The sequence below is a fragment of the Kocuria rhizophila DC2201 genome, assembly GCF_000010285.1.
In the GTDB taxonomy this organism is placed as follows: Bacteria; Actinomycetota; Actinomycetes; order Actinomycetales; family Micrococcaceae; genus Kocuria; species Kocuria rhizophila_A.
On sequence record NC_010617.1, the window covers coordinates 2,181,023 to 2,203,910 of the forward strand.

Consider the following 22,888-nt stretch of genomic DNA (forward strand, 5'->3'; position numbering starts at 1 on the left):
CTCACCCCTGCGCGGCCAGCGCGAAGGGCAGCACCGCCTCGGCACCGGCCTGCCGCAGCTCCCGCGCCGCCACGGTGAGGCTCCACCGGCTGTCCACGAGATCGTCCACCAGCAGCACCACGGCACGCGGGGAGCTCGCCAGTGTCTGCGTGAGCTCCGCCGGGACCATGAAGCGGTCCCACACCTCCGCGAGCCGGTACGCGCTGTTGCCGCCGTGCGACCCCCGGGGGACATCCGGGTTCAGGTCCAGTGCACCCCAGAACGGAAGGTGCCCCGCCGAGGCGATGCCGCGGGCCAGGGTGCCCACCAGCCGGGGCCGTGAGAGCGAGGGCATGGCCACCACCGCGGTGGGGCGCTGCTGCCAGTCCCACTGGGCCAGTACGGTCAGGGCCGCCCGCCCCAGGTCCGCGGTGACCTCCGTGTCCACCGGCCGACCCTCCGCGTCCGCGTGGAACACCTCCCGGAGCCGACCGCCCCACCCGAGATCGGTCAGACGGGCAACGGCCCGGCCGCGTTCCGCTCGCTCGGTCTCGGGGATCTTGCCCTTGACCGGGATCCCGAGCCGGTCCATGCCCGTGGGCCACTGCGCGCGGGGCTCCACGGGCACCCCCGCGCGGTGCAGGGCGGCATCCGCGGCGTCCGAGGCCGCGGACGCGACACCCGTGGGGTACCACGGCCCCGCGCACACGTCGCAGCGGCCGCAGGGCTCCCCCGTGGGGTCGTCGAGCCGGCGGGTCAGGAACTGCATGCGGCACTCGTCCGTGACCTGGTAGTCCAGCATCGCCTGCTGCTCGTCCGCCCGCGCCCTGGCCACCCGCTCGTACCGGGCGGCGTCGTAGTGCCAGGGCCGGCCGGTGGCCTGCCAGCCACCACCCACCCGTTCCACGGCACCGTCCACCGCGAGAACCTTGAGCAGCAGCTCCAGCGGGGAGCGCTTAATGTTGACCCGGGGCTCCAGTGCCGCCACGGAGAGGGGGCCGCCCTGTTCGGCGAGCGCGGTGAGCACCGCAGTGGCCTTGGCCTCCGTGGGCATGGAGGCGGTGGCGAAGTACTCCCAGATCTCGCGGTCCTCCGCTCCGGGCAGGAGCAGGACGTCCGCACTGTCCGTGGCACGCCCCGCACGCCCCACCTGCTGGTAGTACGCCACGGGCGAGGAGGGCGCGCCGAGGTGCACCACGAAGCCGAGGTCCGGCTTGTCGAAACCCATCCCGAGCGCGGACGTGGCCACGAGCGCCTTGACCTGGTTGTCCTTCAGTGCCGTCTCGAGCTCCTCGCGCTCGGCGGCGTCGGTGCGGCCGGTGTAGGACGCCACCCGGTGCCCCGCGTCCGTGAGCGCCCGTGCGGTGTCCTCGGCGGCGCCGATGGTCAGCGCGTAGATGATCCCGCTGCCGGGCAGCTGCTCCAGGTGCTCCAGCAGCCACGCGAGCCGGGCCGCGGTGGAGGGCAGGCGCAGCACGCCCAGCCGCAGGGACGCCCGGGAGAGCGGGCCCCGGAGCATGAAGACCTCCCCGGAGTATCCCGAGCCGACACCGAGCTGCTCGCGGACGTCCTCGATGACGCGCTCGTTCGCGGTGGCGGTGGTGGCCAGCACGGCCACGGACTCCGGAAGCCGCCCGAGCATGTCCTTGATCCGGCGGTAGTCCGGCCGGAAGTCGTGGCCCCAGTCCGAGATGCAGTGCGCCTCATCCACCACCAGCAGACCCAGCCGCTGCACGAGCTGGGGCAGCTGCTCGTCCCGGAACCGGGGGTTGTTGAGCCGCTCGGGCGAGACCAGCAGCACGTCGATCTCGCCGCGGTCCAGGGCCTGGGAGATCTCCGCCCACTCGGTGGGGTTCGCGGACGAGATGGCCGCGGCGCGCACCCCCGCACGCCGGGCCGCCGAGACCTGGTCCCGCATCAGTGCGAGCAGCGGGGAGATGATCAGGGTGGGGCCGTATCCCTGGGCGCGCATGAGCAGCGCGGAGAGGAAGTAGACGGCGGACTTGCCCCACCCGGTGCGCTGGACCACGAGGGCCCTGCGGTGGTCCTGCACGAGCGCCGAGACGGCCTCGAACTGGCCCGGGTGGAAGTCCGCCGCGGGATTGCCCGTGAGCGCCCGCAGGTGCTCCAGGGCGCGGGAGCGGAGGTCGGTGGACGGCGCGGTCTCGGTCATGTCCGGAAGTCTGGCAAACGGCTCGGACACGCATAAGCGGTCGGGCGAGAGCGGGAAGTCGTTAACGTGATGCGCCCGCTGCACCCGGGTCCGTTCCCCCGAAGGGACCCTCTCGGCACAGCGGACGCACACGCCGGTGACCGGCGCGGATCAGATCCGCTCGGAGTCCGTGCCCCCCGGCACCGACTCCGTTTCCACGCCGCACGGTCGAGGTGTCCACCGGCACGCCCCCCGGCGTGCTGGTCGCCCACCTCGGCGTGGGTGCGAGCGGCCCGTGTTCCCCCCGGTCATGACCGCGCCGCACCTCGTTGCCGTGCTGCGATGTGTTCATGCTGACACGGCCTCACCCCGATTTCCACCGGTGTGGACACGCGTCCGCAACGATCTCCGTTGTGTGGACAAGCCATGCTGTTCGCATGTTTCCCCAGGTCAGGGCCGGGTTTTCCGCATCCGCGCGCGGACCCGCGGCGCGGGGCACGGCGGGTTCGTAGCGCAAAGTGGGGACAGCGGCGTCGTCCTGCGGTGCGGGGGTCTCGCGGGTGCCGCAGGTCGGGCGCACACTGGTGGGGTGGACATGACCGTGACGCGCACCGGCCCGGCCCGCCCCGCGGACGTCTGGGCGCACTACGAGCAGCTCGACCTGTGGAGCACGTGGGCACCCCACCTCACGCGTGTCCGCTCCGACGTCCGGACGCTGCGGCCCGGCGCGGAGGGCACGGTGACGGCGGTGGGCCTGATTCCCGTGCCGTTCTGGGTGCTCACGGTGCAGCCCTCGCTGTGGCGCTGGTCCTGGCGGGTGCGCCTGGGTCCCGTGGCCCTCCTGCTGGAGCACGACGTCGCTCCGGCCGCGGGCGGCGGCTGCCGCGCGGGCATCACGGTGCACGGCCCGGCACCCGTGCTGCTGGCCTACCGCCCCCTCATGTCCTGGGCGCTGCGGCGGCTCGTGCGGGTGACCACCCCCGGGTGACAGCCGCCCGCCGGCCCGGCACCCCGTGCCGGGCGCTGCCGAACGGGGCTCGGACACACGAACGTCCCGCATCGGAGGGAACCGGGGCGGGACGAGTGGTGCGCCCTGTGGGGCTCGAACCCACGACCCATGGATTAAAAGTCCACTGCTCTACCAACTGAGCTAAAGGCGCGTGCTCGCGCGGCATTCCGCGAACGAGCACGGCCACTCTACCGCAGGGCACGGGGATCGCCATGCCGCCCCCGCGCCGCACGGAGAGCCCCCCGCCCCCGGAGCCGTGCCCGGGCGGCGTCGGCGCCGAGGGAGCCCGGGGATGTGGGAACCTGGAGGTCGAGAATCCCCGCCGCCCACGGCCGCTGCCCGTGCCGCACCGCGGGGCCCCGCGATCCCCGAGGAACACCGATGAGCACCGTCCCCATGTCCAAGCTGGGCCCCTCCCCCGTGACCGAGTACCTGCGACGCGTGGTCGAGGACCTGCGCTCGGTGGAGGGCGGAGCGGTGAACACCTCCATCCCGGAGCTCGCGAACGCGGACCCGGCCACGGTCGGCATCGCCGTGGCCACCGTGGACGGCGCCCTCTACCAGGCGGGGGACACCAGGCACGAGTTCTGCCTCCAGTCCATCTCCAAGGCGTTCACGTACGCCCAGGCGCTCACGGACCGCGGTGCTGACGGGGTGTTCGAGAAGATCGACGTGGAGCCAAGCGGGGACGCGTTCAACGAGATCTCGCTGCAGCCCGAGACGGGGCGCCCGTCCAATTCCATGATCAACGCCGGCGCGATCGCCGCAACGTCCCTGGTGCGCAACACGTCCCACGGCACCCGCATGGAACGGATCCTGCGGCTCTACTCCGCATGCGCCGGGCGCCGGCTGCGGATCAACAAGAACGTGCAGGCCCAGGAGCGGCGGGCCGGGGACCGCAACCGCGCCCTCGGGTGGCTGCTGACCTCCCGTGGGATCATCGACGGGGACCCCACGGGCGCCCTGGACGACTACTTCGGCCAGTGCGCGGTGATGCTCAACTGCGTGGACCTCGCACGCATGGGTGCCACCCTGGCGGCCGGCGGGCGCAACCCCGTCACGGGTGAGCGGGTGCTGGAGCCCGAGGTGGTCTCCGATGTGCTGTCCGTGATGAGCACGTGCGGCATGTACGACGACGCCGGGCGATGGGCGCTGCGCGTGGGCCTGCCCGCCAAATCCGGGGTCAGCGGCGGCGTGATCGCGGTGCTCCCGGGTCAGCTCGCGGTGGCGGTGTTCTCCCCGCCCCTGGACCGGCACGGGAACTCGGTGCGCGGCGTGGCCGCGTGCGAGCGCCTGACCCAGGACCTGGACCTGCACTTCGCACGCACCGAGCGCAACGGCCACTCCACGGTGCGCTCCGAGTACACCCTCGCCGAGGCCCCCTCTCTGGTGCGCCGCAACGAGGCCGCCAGCGAGGTCCTGGAGCAGCACGGTGAGGACGCCCGGATCATCGAGCTGCAGGGGGACCTGCGGTTCGCGGGGGCGGAGACCGCCGTGCGCACGGTCCGCGACGCCGCCCGGCGCTCCCGGTACGTGCTCGTGGACATCCGGCAGGTCGACGACATGGCGCGGTTCGTGATCCCTATGCTCTCCCGCACCGCGGAACAGGTGGAGAGCACCGGGCACCACATGGTGCTGATCGCGGAGAAGAGCGGCGAGCACACGCGCGGGCTGGAGCACCCCATGACCGTGTTCGCCACGCGCGCCGAGGCCCTCACGTGGGCCGAGGAGCGGATCCTGGAGCAGTTCGGGGACGCCACCTGCACACCGGACAACGTGCACTCCACCCGCTCCGAGCTGCTGAGCACCCTGGCCGAGGAGGATGTCCGCCGCATCCGCGCCCACACGGAGTCCGTGGAGTGGGACGCCGGGGCCACCCTGCTGCGCACCGGGCAGAAGTTCAGCGGCGTGTACATGGTCACCTCCGGCAGCGTGGAGGTCTCCCGCCGCTCCCCCCAGGGCGACCGCGTGGAGCTCGAGGTGATCGGGCCCGGCATGAGCTTCGGGGAGATCGCCCTGGGTACCGAGCTGCGCTACCTCGTGACCTTCACTGCCCTCACCCCCGTGACCGCGCACCGGTTGTCGCCGGAGGCCATCGCGCGGATCGAGGAGGAGGACCCCGCACTCGCGCTGCGCTGGTGGCGCGCGGTCAGCCAGCAGGCCATGCTGCGTATCGAGGAGCGCTGGCGCCAGCAGGCCGGTGAGACGCACACGGCGGACTGATCCGGGCGGCACCGGCTCGGGGACGCGTCCGGGCCGGGCGTACACTCGGGCGCATGTCCGATCGCCGTACCCACCACTCACCCGTGAAGTTCTCCCCCGGTAAGTTCGACGCCCACGAGGGCGGCACGGACCCTGCCCGCGTGTCCGAGGCCGCGCACCTGGCCGCCCAGGCGCTCGTCTCCCGGGGCCGGTCCTCGCGCGATCCGCAGGTCCGGGAGCGGCTCGTGCGGCTCACGGACGAGCAGGGCCTCGAAGGGCTCGCGGAGATGTGGGCGCAGGCCCCGGCCGTGTCCCTGCCCGGGGCCCTGTGGCGGCTCTACGCGCTGCGAGCCGCGGCACGCACGGACCCCCACCGGATGAGCCGGTGGTTCGCGGCCGGGCGCCACGCGGCCCAGGTGCCGCACGTGGTCGCGGGCGTGGCGGACCCGCCGGGCGCGGAGGAGATCTGCGACGTCGCGGACGCCATCCTCTCGGGAGCCTTCACCGGCGAGTTCGACGTCGCCCTGGAGCGTTTCGCGGCCTTCTGCCGGGTGGTGGCCACGGGCCAGGAGCACACCCTGGACGTCCCCGGGCTGAGCGTCGCCCACCCCTGGGAGCGGATCCCCCGCCTGCTGCGCACCGCCGAGGACCTCGACGCCGCCGCGCGGGCCTGGCGCCTCGGCCACCTGGAGTGACGCCGCGCCCCGGCGGTCTTCTCCTCCCGGAACGCGCCGGGGGTGTGCAGTCGGCCGGGGTCTGGAGCGCGCCGGGGTCTGGGGGGCGCCGAGGTTTGGCAGAGCGCCAGGGTTTGGAGCGCACCGGGGGCCCGGCGGTAGACTGGGAGCAGGTGTCGGGCCGTGGCAGCCCCGGGCTCCATCATTTAGCCGCTACGAGCGGCCTTCCGCCGAGAGGCGCTCCCGGTCCGGCACCGCCTACCTCCTCCCCCGTGGCGCAACGGGTCCGTTCATGTTGGTTGGGTAGCATGTCGCCGACACTTCACGGCGCGTCAACCCAGAGGACGGATGGATGGCCTTTCGGATCTTCCCCGCGGACGAGCGCGTCACCGACCTGCTGGTCCAGATGAGCCAGTGCGTGATCACCGCCGTGGAGCAGCTTTCGGAGCACATCGGGCAGGCGGACAAGGTGTGGGAGCGGCCCATCACGGGTCTGCTGGACACCGAGGACCGCTGCACCAACCTCTACTTCTCGCTCATGACCACCACGCGCTCCTCGTACGTGGTGCCCATCCCCCGCCAGGACCTCTACGTCCTGGGCCGCTGGCTGCTGCGCGCCGTGCAGTGCCTCGTGGCCTGCGCGGAGCTGCACCGCCAGTACAGGGTGGAGCGGCCCAGCTCCCACGCCACCGAGCAGCTGGCCGTGATCCAGCACATGTCCCACATGACCCGCAAGGCCATGGGGCGGCTGAGCAGCCTCGACGAGCTGGACGACTACTGGTTCGAGATGATGCGCCTCACCCGGCAGGCCGAGCGCACCCAGCGGGTCTACCGCGCGAGCCTCATGGACGAGTTCAAGCCCGCCCAGGCGATCCGCCGCATGGACACCGCCCAGCAGCTCTTCGACGCCGCCCAGGCCCTGGGCCAGGTCTCCAGCGAGGTGGGCCGCATCCTCGTCACGGAGTACTGACCCGCCATGACCGACGTGCTGGCCTTCGCGGGCGTGGTCCTCACGCTGATCTTCACCGTGGTCAACGGCTTCCACGACGCCTCCAACGCGGTGGCCCTGCCCGTGCGCTTCAACGCGCTCACACCGCGCGTGGCCCTGTGGCTGGGCGCGGTGTTCAACATGATGGGTGCGCTGCTGGTGGGCCTCGTGCTGAACCGCATGATCACGTTCGAGATCCCCGTGCCCCTCGGCCTCGTGGGTGCGGTGGCGCTGATCTGCGCGCTTGTCACGGCCATCGGCTGGGACCTGATCACGTGGTGGTGGCGGATGCCGGCGTCCTCCACCGCGGCCATCGGCGGCGCCGTGGTAGGGGCCCTGCTCGGCGCCCGCGCGGTGGACCTGCACGGCCACGAGCTCGCCCTGGGGCCCTACTTCTCCTGGAACGTGCTGGTCCCCATGCTCGTGTCCCCGCTGATCGCGTTCGCCCTCGCGTTCGTGCTGGTGATCCCCCTGGTCCACATGGTCCAGCACCAGGCCCCCGGCCGGGTGAACTTCCGCGCCGGGGTGGTGCAGGCCACGGGCGCGGCGGCCATCCACTTCGGCCACGGCATCCAGCACGCCCGGCGCGCCCTGTGGATCCTGGTGGTGCTGCTCCTGATCGCCGGCTCCGGCATCTCCCGCCAGAGCATCCCCCTGTGGCTCAGCGCGCTGGTGGGCCTGTGCCTCGCGGTCGGCACCCTCATGGGCGGCTGGCGGATCTCCTATACGCTCTCCTCCCGGGTGGTCTCCCTCGATCCGCTGCGCGGGGCGATCGCCCAGACCGTCTCGGGCGCGCTGCTGTTCGTGGGGGCGTTCCTCTCCCCCATCCCGCTGTCCAGCTCGCAGACCAGCACGGCCGCGATCCTGGGCGCAGGCTCGGCGCAGAAGTTCCGCACCGTCTACCACGCCACCCTGGTGCGCGTGGTGGCCACGTGGCTCTTCACCGTGCCGGTGTGCGGGCTGGTGTCCGCGGTGCTGTTCCTGGCCGTCTCCCCGCTGCTGCCCGCGCCCTGACCCGCTCCCGGACCACGGTCCCCGGAGTCTCCGCGGAGCACGCCCGAACGCAGAGCGGCCCGGCCCCCGCGTGGCGGGAACCGGGCCGGAGCGAGTGCCGCGGGATCAGCCGAAGCGGCCCGAGACGTAGTCCTCGGTCTCCTTCTTCCGCGGGGTGTTGAAGATCTCCGAGGTGGGCGCGTACTCGATGAGTCGGCCGGGCTTGCCGGTGCCCTCGATGTTGAAGAACGCCGTCTTGTCCGAGACACGCGACGCCTGCTGCATGTTGTGCGTGACGATGACCACCGTGTAGTCGGTCTTGATCTCGTTGATGAGGTCCTCGATGGCCAGGGTGGAGATGGGGTCCAGGGCGGAGCAGGGCTCGTCCATGAGGATCACGTCCGGCTTCACGGCGATCGCGCGGGCAATGCACAGGCGCTGCTGCTGACCGCCGGAGAGCCCGGAACCGGGCTTGCCCAGGCGGTCCTTGACCTCGTTCCAGAGGTTGGCGCCGCGCAGGGAACTCTCCACGAGCTCATCGGCCTCGCTGCTCGAGATCCGCTTGTTGTTCAGCTTGACCCCAGCGAGCACGTTGTCCCGGATGGACATGGTGGGGAACGGGTTGGGCCGCTGGAAGACCATGCCCACCATGGACCGGACGGTCACCGGGTCCACGCCCTTGCCGTAGAGGTCGTCCCCGTCCAGCAGCACCTTGCCCTCGGCGTAGGCCCCGGGGATGACCTCGTGCATGCGGTTGAGCGTCCGCAGGAACGTGGACTTGCCGCAGCCGGACGGCCCGATGAAGGCCGTCACGGAGCGGGGCTCGATGTTCATGCTGACGTCCTGGACCGCCAGGAAGTCCCCGTAGTAGACGTTGAGGTGGTCGACGTCGATGCGCTTCGACATGGTTGCTTGTCCTTCGGTCGAGTGGGGCCGGTCAGCGGCCGGCGGTCTTGGGAGCGAACGCACGGGCGACCAGGCGCGCCCCGAGGTTCAGGAGCATCACGATGATGATCAGGATCAGCGCCGCCGCCCAGGCCCGCTGCAGGGAGGGATCCGGGTTCGTGGGCGAGGTGGGGTTCATGATCTGGTAGTAGATGAATGTGGGCAGCGTGGTCATCCACCCCGAGAACGAGTTCCAGTTGATGGCCGAGGCGAAGCCGGCCGTGACCAGCAGGGGCGCTGTCTCCCCGATCACGCGCGCGATCGCCAGGGTCACGCCCGAGGCGATGCCGGAGATGGACGTGGGGATCACCACCTTGAGGATGGTCCGCCACTTGCGCACGCCCAGGGCGTAGGAGGCCTCGCGCAGCTCGTTGGGCACGATCCGCAGCATCTCCTCGGTGTTCTTGACCACCGTGGGGATCATCAGCACGGTCAGCGCCACGGCCGCCACGAACCCGGTGCGGGTGGAGGGACCGAAGATCATCCCGAAGAGGGCGGCCGCGAACAGGCCCGCCACGATGGACGGGATGCCCGTCATCACGTCCACGAAGAACGTGATCGCCTTGCCGAGCCATCCCCCGCGAGAGTACTCGACCAGGTAGATCGCGGTCAGCAGCCCCACGGGAACGGACATCAGCGTGGCCCAGAAGGTGATGGACACCGTGCCCACGACGGCGTGGTACGCGCCGCCCATCACCTGGCCCGACGAGTGGGCGTTGTTGTCCTGCAGGCCGGTGACCCCGTTCATGGAGGTGAGCAGGAAGTCGGACGTGAGCCCGGGGACCCCGTTGACCAGCACGGTCCAGATCACGGAGACCAGCGGGATGACCGCCAGCACGAACGCTGAGTAGACCAGGAAGGTCATCAGCGAGTCGGACCCGGCACGGCGGCCCTCGATCAGGCCCACGGCCAGGGGGCCGACGACCAGGAAGATCACGGCGGCGAACAGCGCCCACAGGGCGATGCTGAACCCGAGCAGCGCCGCGATCGCGGCACCCGCCACCACGGCCCCCAGGCCGATGACGGGGATCAGCCACTTGGGGCGCTGACCGCGGGTGAGCTTGGACTGGCGGACGGGTGAGACGCCCGGGGTGTGGGTGGACGTGGACATCAGTTGGCCCCCGAGAATTCCTTGTAGCGAGCGATGATGGCGCGAGCGATCATGTTGACCACCAGGGTGATGAGGAACAGCACGAGGCCCGCCGCGATCAGCTCGGACAGCCGCAGCTGGTAGGCCTCGGGGAAGTTCAGTGCGATCTCCGCCGCGATGGTCTGGTTACCGGACTTGATGAGGGACGGGATCATGGGCCCGGAGGAGAGCACGAGCGCCACGGCCATGGTCTCGCCGAGCGCACGGCCCAGGGCGAGCATGACCGAGGAGATGATGCCGGGACGCGCGAACGGCAGCACCGACATGCGGATCATCTCCCACCGGGTGGCACCCAGGGCGAGCGCCGCCTCCTCGTGGAGCTTGGGCGTCTGGGTGAAGATCTCCCGGGACATGGACGTGATGATCGGCAGGATCATGATGGCCAGCACCACCCCCGCGGTGAGCATGGTCTTGCCGGTCTGGGAGGCGGGGCCCCCGAAGAAGGGGATGAACCCGAGGTGCTCGCTGAGCCACGTGTACAGCGGCACGAGCGCGGGCGCGAGCACCGTGGCACCCCACGCGCCGAAGATCACGGAGGGGATCGCGGCCAGGAGGTCGATCACGTACCCCACGGGCCGGGAGACCCTGGCCGGGGCGTAGTGGGAGATGTAGAGGGCCACCAGGATCCCCACGGGCGTGGCGATGACCAGGGCGATCACCGAGGCGATCAGCGTGCCCACGATGAGCGGCCAGATGTAGGCGAGGAACCCCTCGCCCCCGGTGATCTTCGCCGGGTCCGCGGTGAACGTGGGCAGCGCCTGCAGGAACAGGAAGAGGGCCACGGCCGCGAGGACCACGAAGATGAGGATGCCGGCGGCCAGGCTGAGCCCGGAGAAGACGGAGTCACCGGCACGACCGGCGGCCGAGGACGTCGACTCCGGTTTCCGTGTGCTGACGGTGGTGGACATGAACCAGTCCCTTCGATCAGGTGTGGGGCGAGCTGGGCTGTGGCCACTGCCCAGCGTAGGACGTGGCGGGCGCCCACGGGTGGGCGCGTGACTGCGGCGTCGGCACGCTGAACGCGCCGACGCCGCAGTCACCGCTCAGGGCTGGATCAGCCCTTCGCGGAAATGGTGTCCACGGCCGCCTTGGCCTTGTCCCGCAGCGCCGGGGACAGGGGGGCGGAGCCGGAGGCGTCCGCGGCGGTCTTCTGGCCGTCCTCGGAGACCACGTAGGTCTCGAAGGCCTTCACGAGGTCCGCGGTCTCCTTGGAGTCGTACTGGGCGCAGACCACGTGGTAGGAGATCAGCACGAGCGGGTAGGCGTCGGCCTCCTTGGTGTCGCGCTGGATGTTCATGGCGAGGTCGTGCTCGCCGCGGCCCTCGACCTGCTTGGAGACCTCCACGGCCTTGGCCGCGGCCTCGGGCGAGTGCTTGACGTACTTCTCGCCCACCTTGATGGCCGCGGTGCCGAGGTCGCCCACGGCCGAGGAGTCGGCGTAGGTCACGGCACCCTCGGTGCTGGAGGTGGTGGAGACCACACCGGAGGTGCCCTTGTTGTTCTCGGCGGCGTACTTGGAGGGCCAGGCCTGGTCCGGCTCGTCCGTCCAGTCCTTGGGCGCGGCCTTGCTGAGGTAGTCGGTGAAGTTCTCGGTGGTGCCGGAGTCGTCGCTGCGGTGCACCACGGTCACGGCGGTGTCCGGCAGCTTGGCGTCCGGGTTCTGCTGCTTGATCTCCTCGGCGTTCCACTTCTTGATCTCGCCCTTGAAGATCTTGGCGATGGTGGGGGCGTCGAGGTTGAGGGACTCGATGCCGGGCAGGTTGAACGCCACGGAGATCGGGGACACGTAGACCGGCAGGTCCATGGCCCCGGCGTCGCCGCACTGCTTCTTGGCGTCCGGCAGCTCCTTCTCGGACAGGTACGCGTCCGAGCCCGCGAAGTTGGCGCCGCCGGCCAGGAACGCCTTGCGCCCCGCGCCGGAGCCGTCCGGGGAGTACTGCACCGTGGCCCCGTTGTTGGAGGACTGGAAGCCGTTCTGCCACGCGGTCATGGCGGCCTGCTGCGAGGAGGCGCCGATGCCGGTCAGGGTTCCGGAGACACCCTTGTCCCCGCCGCCGCCCCCGCTGCTGCCGGTGGGGTTGTCGGAACCGCAAGCGGTCAGGGCGAGGGCACCAATGGCCAGAACTGCGGCCGAGCGGCCAACGTGCGAAACCTTCACTGTTTCTCCTTCGAAAGGCGTGTACCGGCAAGTCCGGCGGGGTGGGTGACGTCGCAGCCCGACGCCCGTCGCCGCTGCGATCGCAGCGCGCACGCGATCACGGTAGGTAGTGGATGTTGCCAGATTCGGCCGGGAAGGTGAACGGACGATTAACACCTGCCACCGCGCGCCGCGCTGGGGCCTCCGGCCGGGCGCTGTCCGTCCCGGATCTAGGATGGCCTCATGGCGTCCTCGGAAGCAGCTCACCCCCGCTCCCGGTCCCGCCGTGTGCTCGAGCACGTGGAGCACCGCAGCCGCACCGGCTGGGCACGCATGACGTCCGGGCTGTTCCAGGCCGTGCAGATGACCGTGGCCGCGGTGGGCGCCTACGTGATCGCCGAGCGGCTGCTGGGACACCACGGGCCCATCTTCGCGGCCACCGCCGCGCTCGTGTCCCTGGGCTACGCCAAGGGCGGGCTGCGCTACCGGCGCGTGCTGGAGGTCTCGATCGGCTGCACGCTCGGCATCGTCATGGGTGACCTGCTGATCCACGTGCTGGGCCCCGGTGATTGGCAGGCGGCCGTGGTGCTGCTGGTGTCCCTGCTGCTGGCCCGGTTCCTGGACAACGGGGCGATCTTCACCACCCAGATGGGCCTGCAGTCCGTGCTGGTGGTGCTGCTGCCGCCCTCCCAGGACGGGGTCTTCGGACGGTCCCTGGACGCCGTGGTCGGGTGCCTGTGCGCCCTGCTGCTGGCCTACGTGGTGCCCCAGGACCCCCGCCGGGAGCCGCGGCAGGACCTCAGCGCCCTGATCACCGAGTTCACCCAGATGCTCAACGACTGCTCCCGGGCCGTGGCGGACACCGATTCCCGGCTCGCGTGGCACGCCCTGGTGCGGGGTCGGCAGACCCAGCCGCTCGTGGACTCCGTCCGCACCGGGCTCACCGGGTCCCGGGAGATCGCCCACGCCTCCCCCCTGTACCGCCGCTACCGCCGGGAGATCGACGAGCTCAGCGAGAGCATCCGGTACCTGGACCTCGCGGTGCGCAACTCGCGGGTGTTCGCGCGCCGGCTCGCCTCGGTGCTCAACCGGGTCACGCTCGCCGACGACGCCGTGACCTCCCTCTCCGAGGCCCTCGCCGACCTCTCCGACGCCGTCCTGAGCTACGGCCACGCCCTGCGCGAGAGCCACGCCCAGAGCCGGGAGAGCTACCTGCGCCAGACCCGCAACGAGCTCTTCTCCGTGGCGGAGCGCCTCGAGCCGGGCGCCATGGGCATCCGCACCATGGAGGGCGAGGCGCTCGTGCTGATGCTGCGGCCCATGGTCGTGGACCTCCTCGAGGCCGCGGGAGTCTCCCACGAGAGCGCCACGCGGCACCTTCCGCCGCTCGAACGCCGCTGACCCTCGGAACCGGGCCCCGGGCGGCTTATGCGCGTCGGACCGGGATCCTACGGTGGGGCCATGGCCACCAAGACCCGCAAGCAGTCCACGAGCTACCGCTGCACCGAGTGCGGCTGGACCACGGCCAAGTGGGTGGGCCGGTGCGGGCAGTGCCAGGCGTGGGGCACCGTGCAGGAGATGGGCACGGACCAGGAGCACGGCCGCACGCGGGCGGCGGCCAGCGTGGCCACCCCTGCGCAGCCCATTGCCGCCGTGGACTCCGCCCTGGCGCGGTTCACGCCCACGAACGTCCCGGAACTGGACCGGGTGCTGGGCGGCGGACTGGTGCCGGGCGCTGTCATCCTGCTCGCCGGTGAGCCGGGGGTGGGCAAGTCCACCCTGCTGCTCGACGCCGCCGCCAAGGTGGCCCGCGGTCCCGCCACCACACCGGGCGCGGACGACGGCGCACCGCGCACAGTCCTGTACGTCACCGGCGAGGAGTCCGCCGCCCAGGTCAAGCTGCGGGCGGAGCGCATCGACGCGCTCTCGGACACCCTGTACCTCACGGCGGAGACGGACCTCTCCGTGGCCCTGGCCCAGGTGGCGGCCCTGGACCCGGATCTGCTGGTCGTGGACTCGGTGCAGACGCTCGCGAGCCCGGAGATCGAGGGGTCGGCCGGCGGGGTGAGCCAGGTGCGCGAGGTCGCGGCCAGTCTGATCCACGCGGCCAAGACCCGGAACATGACCACGCTGCTCGTGGGCCACGTGACCAAGGAGGGCTCCATCGCGGGGCCCCGGCTGCTCGAGCACCTGGTGGACGTGGTGTGCCAGTTCGAGGGGGACAAGCACTCCCGGATCCGCCTGCTGCGCGCCGTCAAGAACCGCTTCGGCCCCACGGACGAGGTGGGGTGCTTCGACCTCGAGGAGAACGGGATCCGCTCGGTCTCGGACCCGTCCGGGCTGTTCGTCTCCCGCACGCCCGTGCCCGTGGCGGGGACGTGCCTGAGCGTCACGGTGGAGGGCAGGCGTCCGCTGCTGGCCGAGGTCCAGGCGCTGCTCGACAAGTCCAGCACCGCGCAGCCGCGCCGGGCCACCTCCGGGCTGGACGGCTCCCGTGTGGCCATGCTGCTCGCGGTGCTGCAGCGCCGCGCGGGAGTGGGCCTGGCCGCCATGGACTGCTACGTCTCCACGGTGGGCGGGGTGCGGCTGAGCGAACCCGCCACGGACCTCGCGGTGTGCATGGCCCTGGCCTCGGCCGCACAGGACCGTCCCCTCCCCCAGCGCCTCGTGTGCTTCGGGGAGATCGGGCTCGCGGGGGAGGTCCGGCCCGTCCCCGAGATCAACCGGCGGATCCAGGAGGTCGCCCGCCTCGGGTTCACCCACGCCGTGGTCCCCGCCTCCCCCAGCGGCCCCGGAAGCATCCCCCCGGGGTTCTCGGTGCGCGAGGTCACCACTGTGAACGAGGCCATGGAGCTTCTGTTCCCGGCGCGCGCCGGGTGAGCACGGGCGGGTCGAGCAAGCACTCATGGCGGCGGTCCAGCGCGGGCGGGGTCTGAGAGCGACCACGGTCCGCGTGAGCGCGGGTAGATCGAACCAGCGCCCATGGCCGCGGCTGAACGCTGGCGGGGCGGGTGTGCGTTCACGGACCGGGTGAGCCCCCCCCGGGGCTGACAGGCGCCCGCAATCCGCGCGAGCCCTCGTCGTGCCGGGCGACTGCTCGCCGTGCCGGCTGAGTGCGTGCGCGCCGGATGAGCGCCGTCGGTGCCGCTCTAGAATGAGGCCGTGGTGAAAACTCGTGAATCCGCCCTGCGCAAGACCCTCGCCAGAGTGGCTCCCGGCACGGAGCTGCGCACCGGGCTGGAGCGCATCCTGCGAGGCCGCACCGGCGCGCTGATCGTGCTGGGATTCGACCGCTCGGTGGAGTCCCTGTGCTCCGGGGGCTTCGACATCGACACCGGGTTCACCCCCACCAAGCTGCGCGAGCTCGCCAAGATGGACGGTGCGATCGTGTGCGACCGGGACGCCACCCGGATCCTCAAGGCGGGCGTCCAGCTCATGCCGGATGCCGCCATCACCACCCAGGAGTCGGGCACGCGGCACCGCTCCGCGGAGCGCACGGCTAAGCAGACCGGTGTGCCCGTGATCTCGGTGAGCGCGTCCATGAGCGTGATCACCATCTACAAGGACGAGCACCGCTACGCCATCGAAGGCTCCCAGGCGATCATGGCCCGGGCAAACCAGGCCCTGCAGACCCTGGAGCACTACAGCAACAGGCTCGAGCAGGTGCTCGGCAGCCTCTCCGCGCTGGAGATCGAGGCCGCGGTGACCGCCCGGGACGTGGCCCTCACCCTGCAGCGCATGGAGATGGTGCGGCGGATCTCGGAGGAGATCAGCTGGTACGTGCTGGAGCTCGGGGCGGACGGCCGCCTGATCTCGCTGCAGCTGGAGGAGCTCACCGCGGGCACCGGCCCGGGCCCGGACGTGGTGCTGCGCGACTACCTCCCGGAGGCCACAGACAGCGCGGCCGTGGAGGCGTCGCTGGAGGCGCTCTCACAGCTGTCACCGGCGGAGCTGATCGACCTGCAGAGGGTCGCGGCGGCAGCCGGCCTCACCGGCCCGCAGGGAAATCTGGAGACGGATCTGCACCCCCACGGCTACCGGCTGCTCGAGGGCATCAAGTCCATGCCCGGTGCGGTGGCCAAGCGTCTCGTTGCGCAGTTCGACGGTCTGCAGTCCCTCATGGCGGCCAACCTGGAGGACCTCATGTCCGTCGAGGGGATCGGCGAGCAGCGGGCCCGCACCGTGCGGGAGTCGCTGTCCCGGATGGCGGAGACGAGCCTGCTCGACCGCTTCATGTGAGGTGCTGAGCCCGGGCGCACGCCATTGCGCAGCGGCCCACCGTTCGTCGTCGCCGTGACGCCGCTTCGGGCCACGGCCACCGCAGGTCAGCCCACGGGCCGGCACCGCAATTCAGCCCGCGGGTCAGCACCGTGGGTCAGCCCGCGGGCGAGCACCGCAGGGCGGCACCGCGAGCCGGTTCCCGGAGCGGGCCGTCCGGGCGCACCCCACGCGGACAACCACCCTCCGTCACGCGGCCACGGTCCCACCGCCCGCCCGGGGCGGACACCACGACCGAGCCCCGTCACTTCAGTACGAAAGCCGCCTGCTGGCTGGCGGTGTCCCCGAGGGAGACGGCCAGGTTGTAGTACCCGGCGAGCGCCTCGGGCTGGCCTGCCGGGCACCCCTCCGCCGTGCGGACGCGGTTCCAGCTCAGCTTGGCGCTCTCCTTCTGGCCGGCGTTGAGGGTCACGGTGCGGTCCTCGCCCCCCGCGGCGCAGTGGCGGGAGTCGAAGACGGTGTCGGAGCCGGAGGTCACCACGAAGGCCATGCGCTTGCTCCCCGCATTGACCGTGCAGGGCTGGTCCCCGGTGTTCTCCAGGGTCATGGTGAGCGCCGGCTGCTCCTTGCCCGCGTAGCTCTCCTTGTCCGTGCCCGCCGTGACGGAGAGCTTGTCGGTGCACTCGGGCACCGCGGAGGCGCTGGGGCTCGGGCTCGCGGAGCTCCCGCCCGACGCGGAACCGGAGGGTGACGGGCGGGGGGTGAAGTCGTCGAACTTCTTTGCGGGATCCGCGCTGGCCCGGGCCGTGGCGGACGGCGCCGGCGCGGCATCCTGATCCGCGGTGGAGCCCTCCCCGCCGCCGGTGACCGCCCGGATCCCGGCACCCACCGCCCACACGATCACGAGCAGCACCAGCACGATGACGGCCAGCGCCACCAGGCGGCGTCGGCGGTAGACGTGGTCGGGAAGTCTGGCCTCGGTGTCCTCGTCCGGGGTGTGGTGCGTGGGGGGATCGTGCCGCTCGGAACCGTGGGAAGCCATGGTCTCCAGGCTACCGTGGTCGGTGATGAACCCGAATGCCGAATCCCCCGCCGGAGCCCCGGTCGAGGACGTCCGCCGCGCCGTGGTCGAGTGGTACCGCGGCAGCGCCCGGGACCTCCCGTGGCGAGCACCGCAGCGCACCCCGTGGGGTGTGCTGGTCAGCGAGATCATGCTCCAGCAGACACCCGTGGTGCGGGTGCTTCCGGTGTGGCAGCGGTGGCTGCAGCGCTGGCCCACGCCGTCCGACCTGGCCGCGGCCTCCCCGGCGGACGTGGTGCGAGAGTGGGGCCGGCTGGGGTACCCGCGGCGCGCCCTGCGGCTGCATGCCGCCGCCCAGTGCATCCGGGACGAGCACGGTGGGCGCGTGCCCCGAGACCACGCCGAGCTGCTCGCGCTGCCGGGGATCGGGGCCTACACGGCCGCCGCCGTGGCGGTGTTCGCGTTCGGGCAGCGCCACACCGTGGTGGACACCAACATCCGCAGGGTCGAGGCCAGGCTCTTCTCCGGCCGGGCGCTGCCCGCCCGGTCCCTCACGGCCGCGGAGACGGCGCTGGCGGACTCTCTGCTCCCCGAGGACGTGGCCGGGTCCGTGGCGTGGAACCAGGCCGTCATGGAACTGGGCGCCCTCGTGTGCATGGCCCGCTCCCCGCGCTGCGGCGAGTGCCCCGTGCGGGACTCGTGCGCGTGGCTGGCCGCGGGCAGTCCGCCCCCGGAGGAGACCCCGCGGGGCCAGGCGTGGCACGGCACGGACCGGCAGGTCAGGGGGGCCATCATGGCCGTGCTGCGCTCGGCCGTGGACCCCGTGCCCGAGCCGCTGCTGCTCACGGACCTGACGGGATCGGAGGCTCTCGCGCAGGGCCACGGCGCACCTCCCGCCGTGGTGGTCGCGGAGCTGACCGCCCTGTGGCGGCTGCCCGCCCCGCCGGAGCAGCGCCGTCGTGCCCTGACCGGTCTGCTGGCCGACGGGCTGGCTGCCGCGGACGACGCCGGGGTCAGCCTTCCGGGGTGAGCTGGCGGATCATGCGCGTGTTGCCCAGCGTGTTGGGCTTCACCCGCGCGAGGTCGAGGAACTCCGCGACGCCCTCGTCGTGCGAGCGCAGCAGCTCCGCGAACACCTCCGCGGGGATGGTCTCCTGGTTGGCCATGACCTCGAACCCGTGGGCGGCGAAGAACCCCACCTCGAACGTGAGGCAGAAGACCCGGCTCGCCCCGAGCCGTTCGGCACGGGACAGCAACTCGCGCAGCATCCGCCCGCCCACACCGTGCCCCCGTGCCGCCGGTGACGTGGCGAGCGTCCTCACCTCCGCGAGGTCCTCCCACATCACGTGCAGCGCCCCGCAGCCCACCAGCGTCCCGGACTCGTCCTCCGCGACCACGAACTCCTGGATGCTCTCGTAGTAGGTGACGGTGTCCTTGGTGATCAGGATGCGCTCCGTGGCCATGGGCGCCACGAGCTCCTTGATCCCGTGGACGTCCGACGTGCGGGCTGGGCGGATGCGGATCTCGGTCATGGCCACGACTGTACGCGGGCCGGCCCGGCCCCCGGGACGCGAGCGGGCGGCGTCGCGAACCGAAGTTCACGACGCCGCCCGCTCGCCCTGGGCGCTCGGCCCCAGGGGGTGCCGGCTCAGGCCTGTGCCTGGGCCGCTCCCCCGCCCGTGTCACCGCCGGTGTGCGGTGAGCGCGGGACGTCCTTGCCGGACTGGCTGTCGTCGTTGTCCGAGAGGGTGGGAGTGTTCTCGATCTCCGCGATCTCCTCGTCGGACAGCTCGGACATGGGGGTCGAGGAGAACGTGAACGTGGCGTCGTCCCCCTCGCCCTCGACACCCACGGTGATCTTCTCGCCGGAGGCGATCTCACCGAACAGGATCCGCTCAGAGAGCTGGTCCTCGATCTCGCGCTGCATGGTGCGGCGCAGCGGGCGGGCGCCCATGGCGGGGTCGTAACCCTTCTTGGCCACGAGCTTCTTGGCCTCGTCCGTGAGCGTGATGGACATGTCCTGCTCGCGCAGCCGCTGCTGCAGCCGCGCCACGAACAGGTCCACGATCTGCACGATCTCGGCCTCGCTCAGCTGCGGGAACACGATGATCTCGTCCACGCGGTTGAGGAACTCGGGGCGGAAGTGCTCCTTGAGCTCCTCCTGCACCTTGGCCTGCATGCGGTCGTAGGAGGTGGCGGCGTCCCCGCTGGCCTGGAAGCCCACGGGAACCGTGCGGGAGATGTCCCGGGTGCCCAGGTTGGTGGTCATGATGATCACCGTGTTCTTGAAGTCCACCACGCGGCCCTGCGAGTCGGTCAGACGGCCGTCCTCGAGGATCTGCAGCAGGGAGTTGAACAGGTCCTGGTGGGCCTTCTCCACCTCGTCGAAGAGCACCACGGAGAACGGCTTGCGGCGGACCTTCTCGGTCAGCTGCCCGCCCTCCTCGTAGCCCACGTAGCCCGGAGGGGCACCGAAGAGCCGGGAGACGGTGTGCTTCTCCTGGTACTCGGACATGTCCAGGGTGATCAGGGCGTCCTCGTCACCGAAGAGGAACTCCGCGAGCGCCTTGGCCAGCTCGGTCTTGCCCACGCCGGTGGGCCCGGCGAAGATGAACGAGCCGCCCGGACGGCGGGGATCCTTCAGACCCGCACGGGTGCGGCGGATGGAGCGGGACAGGGCCTTGATGGCCTCGTTCTGCCCGATGACGCGCTTGTGCAGCTCGTCCTCCATGTGCAGCAGCCGGCCGGACTCCTCCTCGGAGAGCTTGTACACGGGCACGCCCGTGGACGCGGAGAGCACGTCCGAGATGACCTCGGGGGTGACCTCGGAGATCTGGTCGTCCCCCTCGCGCCAGGCCTTGTCCTTCTCGTCCCGCTCGGCGATGAGCTTCTGCTCGGTGTCGCGCAGGGACGCGGCCTTCTCGTAGTCCTGGCCGTCGATCGCGGCTTCCTTGGCGGTCTTGGTCTCCGCGATCTTCTCGTCCAGCGCCTTGATCTCCGGCGGGGCCGTCATGCGCTTGATGCGCAGCCGGGCACCGGCCTCGTCGATCAGGTCGATGGCCTTGTCCGGCAGGAAGCGGTCCGAGACGTAGCGGGCGGACATGCTCACGGCGGACTCGAGGGCCTCGTCCGAGATGGACACCCGGTGGTGCGCCTCGTACTTGTCCCGCAGGCCCTTGAGGATCTCCACAGCGTGGGCCTCGGAGGGCTCGTCCACCTGGATGGGCTGGAAGCGCCGCTCCAGGGCGGCGTCCTTCTCGATGTGCTTGCGGTACTCGTCCAGGGTGGTGGCGCCGATGGTCTGCAGCTCACCGCGGGCCAGCATGGGCTTGAGGATCGAGGCGGCGTCGATCGCGCCCTCGGCGGCACCCGCACCCACCAGGGTGTGGATCTCGTCGATGAACAGGATGATGTCCCCGCGCGTGCGGATCTCCTTGAGCACCTTCTTCAGGCGCTCCTCGAAGTCCCCGCGGTAGCGGGAGCCCGCCACGAGAGAACCGAGGTCCAGCGTGTAGAGCTGCTTGTCCTTGAGGGTCTCGGGGACGTCCCCGCGCACGATCGCCTGCGCGAGGCCCTCGACCACGGCGGTCTTTCCCACACCGGGCTCGCCGATCAGCACCGGGTTGTTCTTGGTGCGCCGCGAGAGCACCTGCATCACGCGCTCCATCTCGCGGTAGCGCCCGATCACGGGGTCCAGCTTGGACTCGCGCGCGGCCGCGGTGAGGTTGCGCCCGAACTGGTCCAGCACGGCGGAACCGGCGGGGGTCCCCTCGGCGCGACCGCCGGAACCGACGCCCGCGGCCTCCTTCTCGCCCCCGGCGTTGCCGGACTGGTAGCCCGAGATCAGCTCGAGCACCGTGGCACGCACCTTGGCGGGGTCCGCGCCCAGCTTCACGAGCACCTGCGAGGCCACGCCCTCACCGGCGCGGATGATCCCCAGCAGGATGTGCTCGGTGCCGATGTAGTTGTGGCCCAGCTGCAGGGCCTCGCGCAACGAGTGCTCCAGGACCTTCTTGGCGCGGGGCGTGAACGGGATGTGGCCCGAGGGGGCCTGCTGGCCCGGGCCGATGATGTCCTGGACCTGCTCGCGGGCGGCGCTCAGGGTGACGCCCATGGACTCGAGGGCCTTGGCGGCGACGCCCTCCCCCTCGTGGATCAGCCCGAGCAGCAGGTGCTCGGTGCCGATGTAGTTGTGGTTGAGCATCCTGGCCTCTTCCTGGGCCAGCACGACCACCCGGCGGGCACGGTCGGTGAAGCGTTCGAACATGGATACTCCTTCATTGATCTCTGCCCACGATGCTAGGCACCGCCATGGCCGCCATGGGCACTGTTCGCCACTGGCGCACGGTGTCCAGCCCTCGGCGAAATTGCCCCGCCCACGATCCGCCAATTCCCGTGAATTCCGGTTTCGCGCATTCGGCGCGAGAACGAGAACGGCCGGAACACGTCCGAGGGCGTATTCCGGCCGGGGTCCCCCGGATCACCGTGGGCGGGTCACCGGGGGCGGAGCGGGCGAGCGGCCGCGGAGGCCGCTGCCCGCCCCGAGGGATCAGCTGCCGTGCGCGGCGTAGTACTTGTCCTGCACGTCCTGGTGGATGCGGCCGCGGTCCGAGACCTTCAGGCCCTGCTCCTTGGCCCACGCGCGGATCTTGGGGGTCTCGGGGTTGCCGGAACGGCTGGGGCGGGTGGTGGTGGCCGCGCTGCGCCCGTTCTTGGCGGAGGCCCGGCGCCCGGCCGAGACGTAGGGGCGCAGGGCGTCGCGCAGCTTGGTGGCGTTCTCCGAGTTCAGGTCGATCTCGTACTGGCCGCCGTCCAGCCCGAAGCGCACGGTCTCGTGGGCCTCGCCGCCGTCGATGTCGTCTTCCAGAATGATTTTCACGGTCTGAGCCATGGTCAGATCCTCCAAACGCCTCACGGGCCTTTTCGTCCAATGGGTTCGCACCTGCGAACACGTGCAGTGGGGTGAAACTGTTATTCGGTGTCCACGCGAGCCGGACACCCATTCCCCCGGGTGGCCGACAACCCCGCGGGGCAAGCGATAACGGGGTGGATTTCACCGCGCGTGGAACGGAAACAATGCCGTTTCACGGCCCCATCATTGCACGTGCTCCGTGAATTGTCATCACGGGGCTATTGCGGCGGATTCTGATCCGCTGCGGAATCACGAATGGGAATGGAGTTGCGCAGGCCGAGACCCCTCTGCTGACGGGGCTTTTCCTGCTGGTCCCCGAACGGCGAATTCTCGCCCTCGCGCTCGCGCACGGCCCGGTACCACTGCTCGGCGTCCTCCTGGGCATGCGAGCGTGCGGTGCGCTCGGTCTTGTCACCGCGCAGCAGCCAGCGCATCACCAGGTAGAAGATCACGCCCACGCCCAGCGAGGGCGCGAAGACGGCCAGGTACTCCATGACGACGATCATCC

General features: G+C 71.2%; 19 protein-coding genes and 1 tRNA gene. 9 read left to right on the top strand and 11 right to left on the bottom strand.

The window, feature by feature from the left end:
• Nucleotide 1: 1 nt before the first annotated feature.
• Entirely contained in the window at nucleotides 2-2,152 is a 2,151-nt protein-coding gene (locus KRH_RS09390; RefSeq protein ID WP_012398967.1) for a RecQ family ATP-dependent DNA helicase, read from the bottom strand.
• Nucleotides 2,153-2,726: 574 nt separating this feature from the next.
• Between KRH_RS09390 and KRH_RS09395 the strand changes: the two genes are divergently transcribed.
• A complete protein-coding gene (locus tag KRH_RS09395; RefSeq protein ID WP_041297410.1) occupies nucleotides 2,727-3,119 on the top strand; it encodes an SRPBCC family protein in 393 nt (130 codons plus the stop codon).
• A 96-nt stretch (nucleotides 3,120-3,215) separates the two neighbouring features.
• Here KRH_RS09395 and KRH_RS09400 read toward each other — a convergent pair.
• A tRNA-Lys gene (locus tag KRH_RS09400) sits at nucleotides 3,216-3,291 on the bottom strand.
• A 230-nt stretch (nucleotides 3,292-3,521) separates the two neighbouring features.
• On the opposite strand from KRH_RS09400, the gene glsA reads away from it, so the two are divergent.
• From glsA to KRH_RS09420, 4 genes are all read left to right on the top strand, one after another.
• Nucleotides 3,522-5,363: a glutaminase A gene (gene glsA, locus KRH_RS11815; RefSeq protein WP_012398969.1), complete on the top strand. Its 1,842-nt coding sequence runs from the start codon at nucleotides 3,522-3,524 to the stop codon at nucleotides 5,361-5,363.
• Nucleotides 5,364-5,416: 53 nt separating this feature from the next.
• Nucleotides 5,417-6,037 (top strand): hypothetical protein, encoded by a 621-nt coding sequence (locus KRH_RS09410; RefSeq protein ID WP_012398970.1) that lies wholly within the window; start codon nucleotides 5,417-5,419, stop codon nucleotides 6,035-6,037.
• A 331-nt stretch (nucleotides 6,038-6,368) separates the two neighbouring features.
• The gene (locus tag KRH_RS09415) at nucleotides 6,369-6,986 is read left to right on the top strand and encodes a hypothetical protein (RefSeq protein WP_012398971.1); all 618 of its coding nucleotides are present in this window, start codon (nucleotides 6,369-6,371) and stop codon (nucleotides 6,984-6,986) included.
• A gap of 6 nt (nucleotides 6,987-6,992) precedes the next feature.
• A complete protein-coding gene (locus tag KRH_RS09420) occupies nucleotides 6,993-8,018 on the top strand; it encodes an inorganic phosphate transporter (RefSeq protein ID WP_012398972.1) in 1,026 nt (341 codons plus the stop codon).
• Between the two features lie 105 nt (nucleotides 8,019-8,123).
• On the opposite strand, the gene pstB is transcribed toward KRH_RS09420, so the two are convergent.
• The 4 genes from pstB to pstS all read right to left on the bottom strand — a co-directional run bounded on the left by pstB (nucleotide 8,124) and on the right by pstS (nucleotide 12,250).
• Complete coding sequence (pstB, locus tag KRH_RS09425) at nucleotides 8,124-8,903, bottom strand: phosphate ABC transporter ATP-binding protein PstB (RefSeq protein ID WP_012398973.1); 780 nt, start codon at nucleotides 8,901-8,903, stop codon at nucleotides 8,124-8,126.
• Between the two features lie 31 nt (nucleotides 8,904-8,934).
• Nucleotides 8,935-10,053: a phosphate ABC transporter permease PstA gene (gene pstA, locus KRH_RS09430; protein WP_012398974.1), complete on the bottom strand. Its 1,119-nt coding sequence runs from the start codon at nucleotides 10,051-10,053 to the stop codon at nucleotides 8,935-8,937.
• The gene (pstC, locus tag KRH_RS09435; protein ID WP_012398975.1) at nucleotides 10,053-11,000 is read right to left on the bottom strand and encodes a phosphate ABC transporter permease subunit PstC; all 948 of its coding nucleotides are present in this window, start codon (nucleotides 10,998-11,000) and stop codon (nucleotides 10,053-10,055) included. The genes pstA and pstC overlap by 1 nt, the downstream gene beginning before the upstream one ends.
• A 146-nt stretch (nucleotides 11,001-11,146) precedes the next feature.
• Nucleotides 11,147-12,250, bottom strand: a complete 1,104-nt coding sequence (pstS, locus tag KRH_RS09440; RefSeq protein ID WP_012398976.1) for a phosphate ABC transporter substrate-binding protein PstS — start codon at nucleotides 12,248-12,250, stop codon at nucleotides 11,147-11,149.
• A 222-nt stretch (nucleotides 12,251-12,472) separates the two neighbouring features.
• Here pstS and KRH_RS09445 point away from each other — a divergent pair, with 222 nt between their 5' ends.
• The 3 genes from KRH_RS09445 to disA all read left to right on the top strand — a co-directional run bounded on the left by KRH_RS09445 (nucleotide 12,473) and on the right by disA (nucleotide 16,468).
• Nucleotides 12,473-13,630: an FUSC family protein gene (locus KRH_RS09445; protein WP_012398977.1), complete on the top strand. Its 1,158-nt coding sequence runs from the start codon at nucleotides 12,473-12,475 to the stop codon at nucleotides 13,628-13,630.
• A gap of 60 nt (nucleotides 13,631-13,690) precedes the next feature.
• Nucleotides 13,691-15,109 carry a DNA repair protein RadA gene (gene radA / locus KRH_RS09450; protein WP_012398978.1) on the top strand — a complete coding sequence of 473 codons (1,419 nt, stop codon included), beginning with the start codon at nucleotides 13,691-13,693 and terminating at the stop codon, nucleotides 15,107-15,109.
• Between the two features lie 282 nt (nucleotides 15,110-15,391).
• The gene (gene disA, locus KRH_RS09455) at nucleotides 15,392-16,468 is read left to right on the top strand and encodes a DNA integrity scanning diadenylate cyclase DisA (protein WP_041297411.1); all 1,077 of its coding nucleotides are present in this window, start codon (nucleotides 15,392-15,394) and stop codon (nucleotides 16,466-16,468) included.
• Nucleotides 16,469-16,751: 283 nt separating this feature from the next.
• Here the strand turns inward: disA and KRH_RS09460 are convergent, their stop codons facing one another.
• The gene (locus KRH_RS09460) at nucleotides 16,752-17,489 is read right to left on the bottom strand and encodes a DUF4232 domain-containing protein (protein WP_012398980.1); all 738 of its coding nucleotides are present in this window, start codon (nucleotides 17,487-17,489) and stop codon (nucleotides 16,752-16,754) included.
• 25 nt (nucleotides 17,490-17,514) lie between these two features.
• On the opposite strand from KRH_RS09460, the gene KRH_RS09465 reads away from it, so the two are divergent.
• Complete coding sequence (locus KRH_RS09465) at nucleotides 17,515-18,498, top strand: A/G-specific adenine glycosylase (RefSeq protein ID WP_041297412.1); 984 nt, start codon at nucleotides 17,515-17,517, stop codon at nucleotides 18,496-18,498.
• On the opposite strand, the gene KRH_RS09470 is transcribed toward KRH_RS09465, so the two are convergent.
• From KRH_RS09470 to KRH_RS09485, 4 genes are all read right to left on the bottom strand, one after another.
• Nucleotides 18,482-19,000 carry an amino-acid N-acetyltransferase gene (locus KRH_RS09470; RefSeq protein WP_172599352.1) on the bottom strand — a complete coding sequence of 173 codons (519 nt, stop codon included), beginning with the start codon at nucleotides 18,998-19,000 and terminating at the stop codon, nucleotides 18,482-18,484. The two genes, KRH_RS09465 and KRH_RS09470, sit on opposite strands and share 17 nt — an antisense overlap.
• A gap of 116 nt (nucleotides 19,001-19,116) precedes the next feature.
• Nucleotides 19,117-21,735, bottom strand: coding sequence for an ATP-dependent Clp protease ATP-binding subunit (locus KRH_RS09475; protein ID WP_012398983.1), 2,619 nt, complete (start codon nucleotides 21,733-21,735; stop codon nucleotides 19,117-19,119).
• Nucleotides 21,736-22,017: 282 nt separating this feature from the next.
• A complete protein-coding gene (locus tag KRH_RS09480) occupies nucleotides 22,018-22,359 on the bottom strand; it encodes a histone-like nucleoid-structuring protein Lsr2 (protein ID WP_012398984.1) in 342 nt (113 codons plus the stop codon).
• Nucleotides 22,360-22,598: 239 nt separating this feature from the next.
• Nucleotides 22,599-22,886 (bottom strand): hypothetical protein, encoded by a 288-nt coding sequence (locus tag KRH_RS09485; RefSeq protein WP_012398985.1) that lies wholly within the window; start codon nucleotides 22,884-22,886, stop codon nucleotides 22,599-22,601.
• Between the last annotated feature and the right edge of the window lie 2 nt (nucleotides 22,887-22,888).

Excerpts from the sequence above, each read along its gene's own strand:
- KRH_RS09390 (WP_012398967.1), bottom strand. The coding sequence starts at position 2,152 with ATGACCGAGACCGCGCCGTCCACCGACCTCCGCTCCCGCGCCCTGGAG.
- KRH_RS09395 (WP_041297410.1), top strand. The coding sequence starts at position 2,727 with ATGACCGTGACGCGCACCGGCCCGGCCCGCCCCGCGGACGTCTGGGCG.
- glsA (WP_012398969.1), top strand. The coding sequence starts at position 3,522 with ATGAGCACCGTCCCCATGTCCAAGCTGGGCCCCTCCCCCGTGACCGAG.
- KRH_RS09410 (WP_012398970.1), top strand. The coding sequence starts at position 5,417 with ATGTCCGATCGCCGTACCCACCACTCACCCGTGAAGTTCTCCCCCGGT.
- KRH_RS09415 (WP_012398971.1), top strand. The coding sequence starts at position 6,369 with ATGGCCTTTCGGATCTTCCCCGCGGACGAGCGCGTCACCGACCTGCTG.
- KRH_RS09420 (WP_012398972.1), top strand. The coding sequence starts at position 6,993 with ATGACCGACGTGCTGGCCTTCGCGGGCGTGGTCCTCACGCTGATCTTC.
- pstB (WP_012398973.1), bottom strand. The coding sequence starts at position 8,903 with ATGTCGAAGCGCATCGACGTCGACCACCTCAACGTCTACTACGGGGAC.
- pstA (WP_012398974.1), bottom strand. The coding sequence starts at position 10,053 with ATGTCCACGTCCACCCACACCCCGGGCGTCTCACCCGTCCGCCAGTCC.
- pstC (WP_012398975.1), bottom strand. The coding sequence starts at position 11,000 with ATGTCCACCACCGTCAGCACACGGAAACCGGAGTCGACGTCCTCGGCC.
- KRH_RS09445 (WP_012398977.1), top strand. The coding sequence starts at position 12,473 with ATGGCGTCCTCGGAAGCAGCTCACCCCCGCTCCCGGTCCCGCCGTGTG.
- radA (WP_012398978.1), top strand. The coding sequence starts at position 13,691 with ATGGCCACCAAGACCCGCAAGCAGTCCACGAGCTACCGCTGCACCGAG.
- KRH_RS09460 (WP_012398980.1), bottom strand. The coding sequence starts at position 17,489 with ATGGCTTCCCACGGTTCCGAGCGGCACGATCCCCCCACGCACCACACC.
- KRH_RS09465 (WP_041297412.1), top strand. The coding sequence starts at position 17,515 with ATGAACCCGAATGCCGAATCCCCCGCCGGAGCCCCGGTCGAGGACGTC.
- KRH_RS09470 (WP_172599352.1), bottom strand. The coding sequence starts at position 19,000 with ATGACCGAGATCCGCATCCGCCCAGCCCGCACGTCGGACGTCCACGGG.
- KRH_RS09475 (WP_012398983.1), bottom strand. The coding sequence starts at position 21,735 with ATGTTCGAACGCTTCACCGACCGTGCCCGCCGGGTGGTCGTGCTGGCC.
- KRH_RS09480 (WP_012398984.1), bottom strand. The coding sequence starts at position 22,359 with ATGGCTCAGACCGTGAAAATCATTCTGGAAGACGACATCGACGGCGGC.
- KRH_RS09485 (WP_012398985.1), bottom strand. The coding sequence starts at position 22,886 with ATGATCGTCGTCATGGAGTACCTGGCCGTCTTCGCGCCCTCGCTGGGC.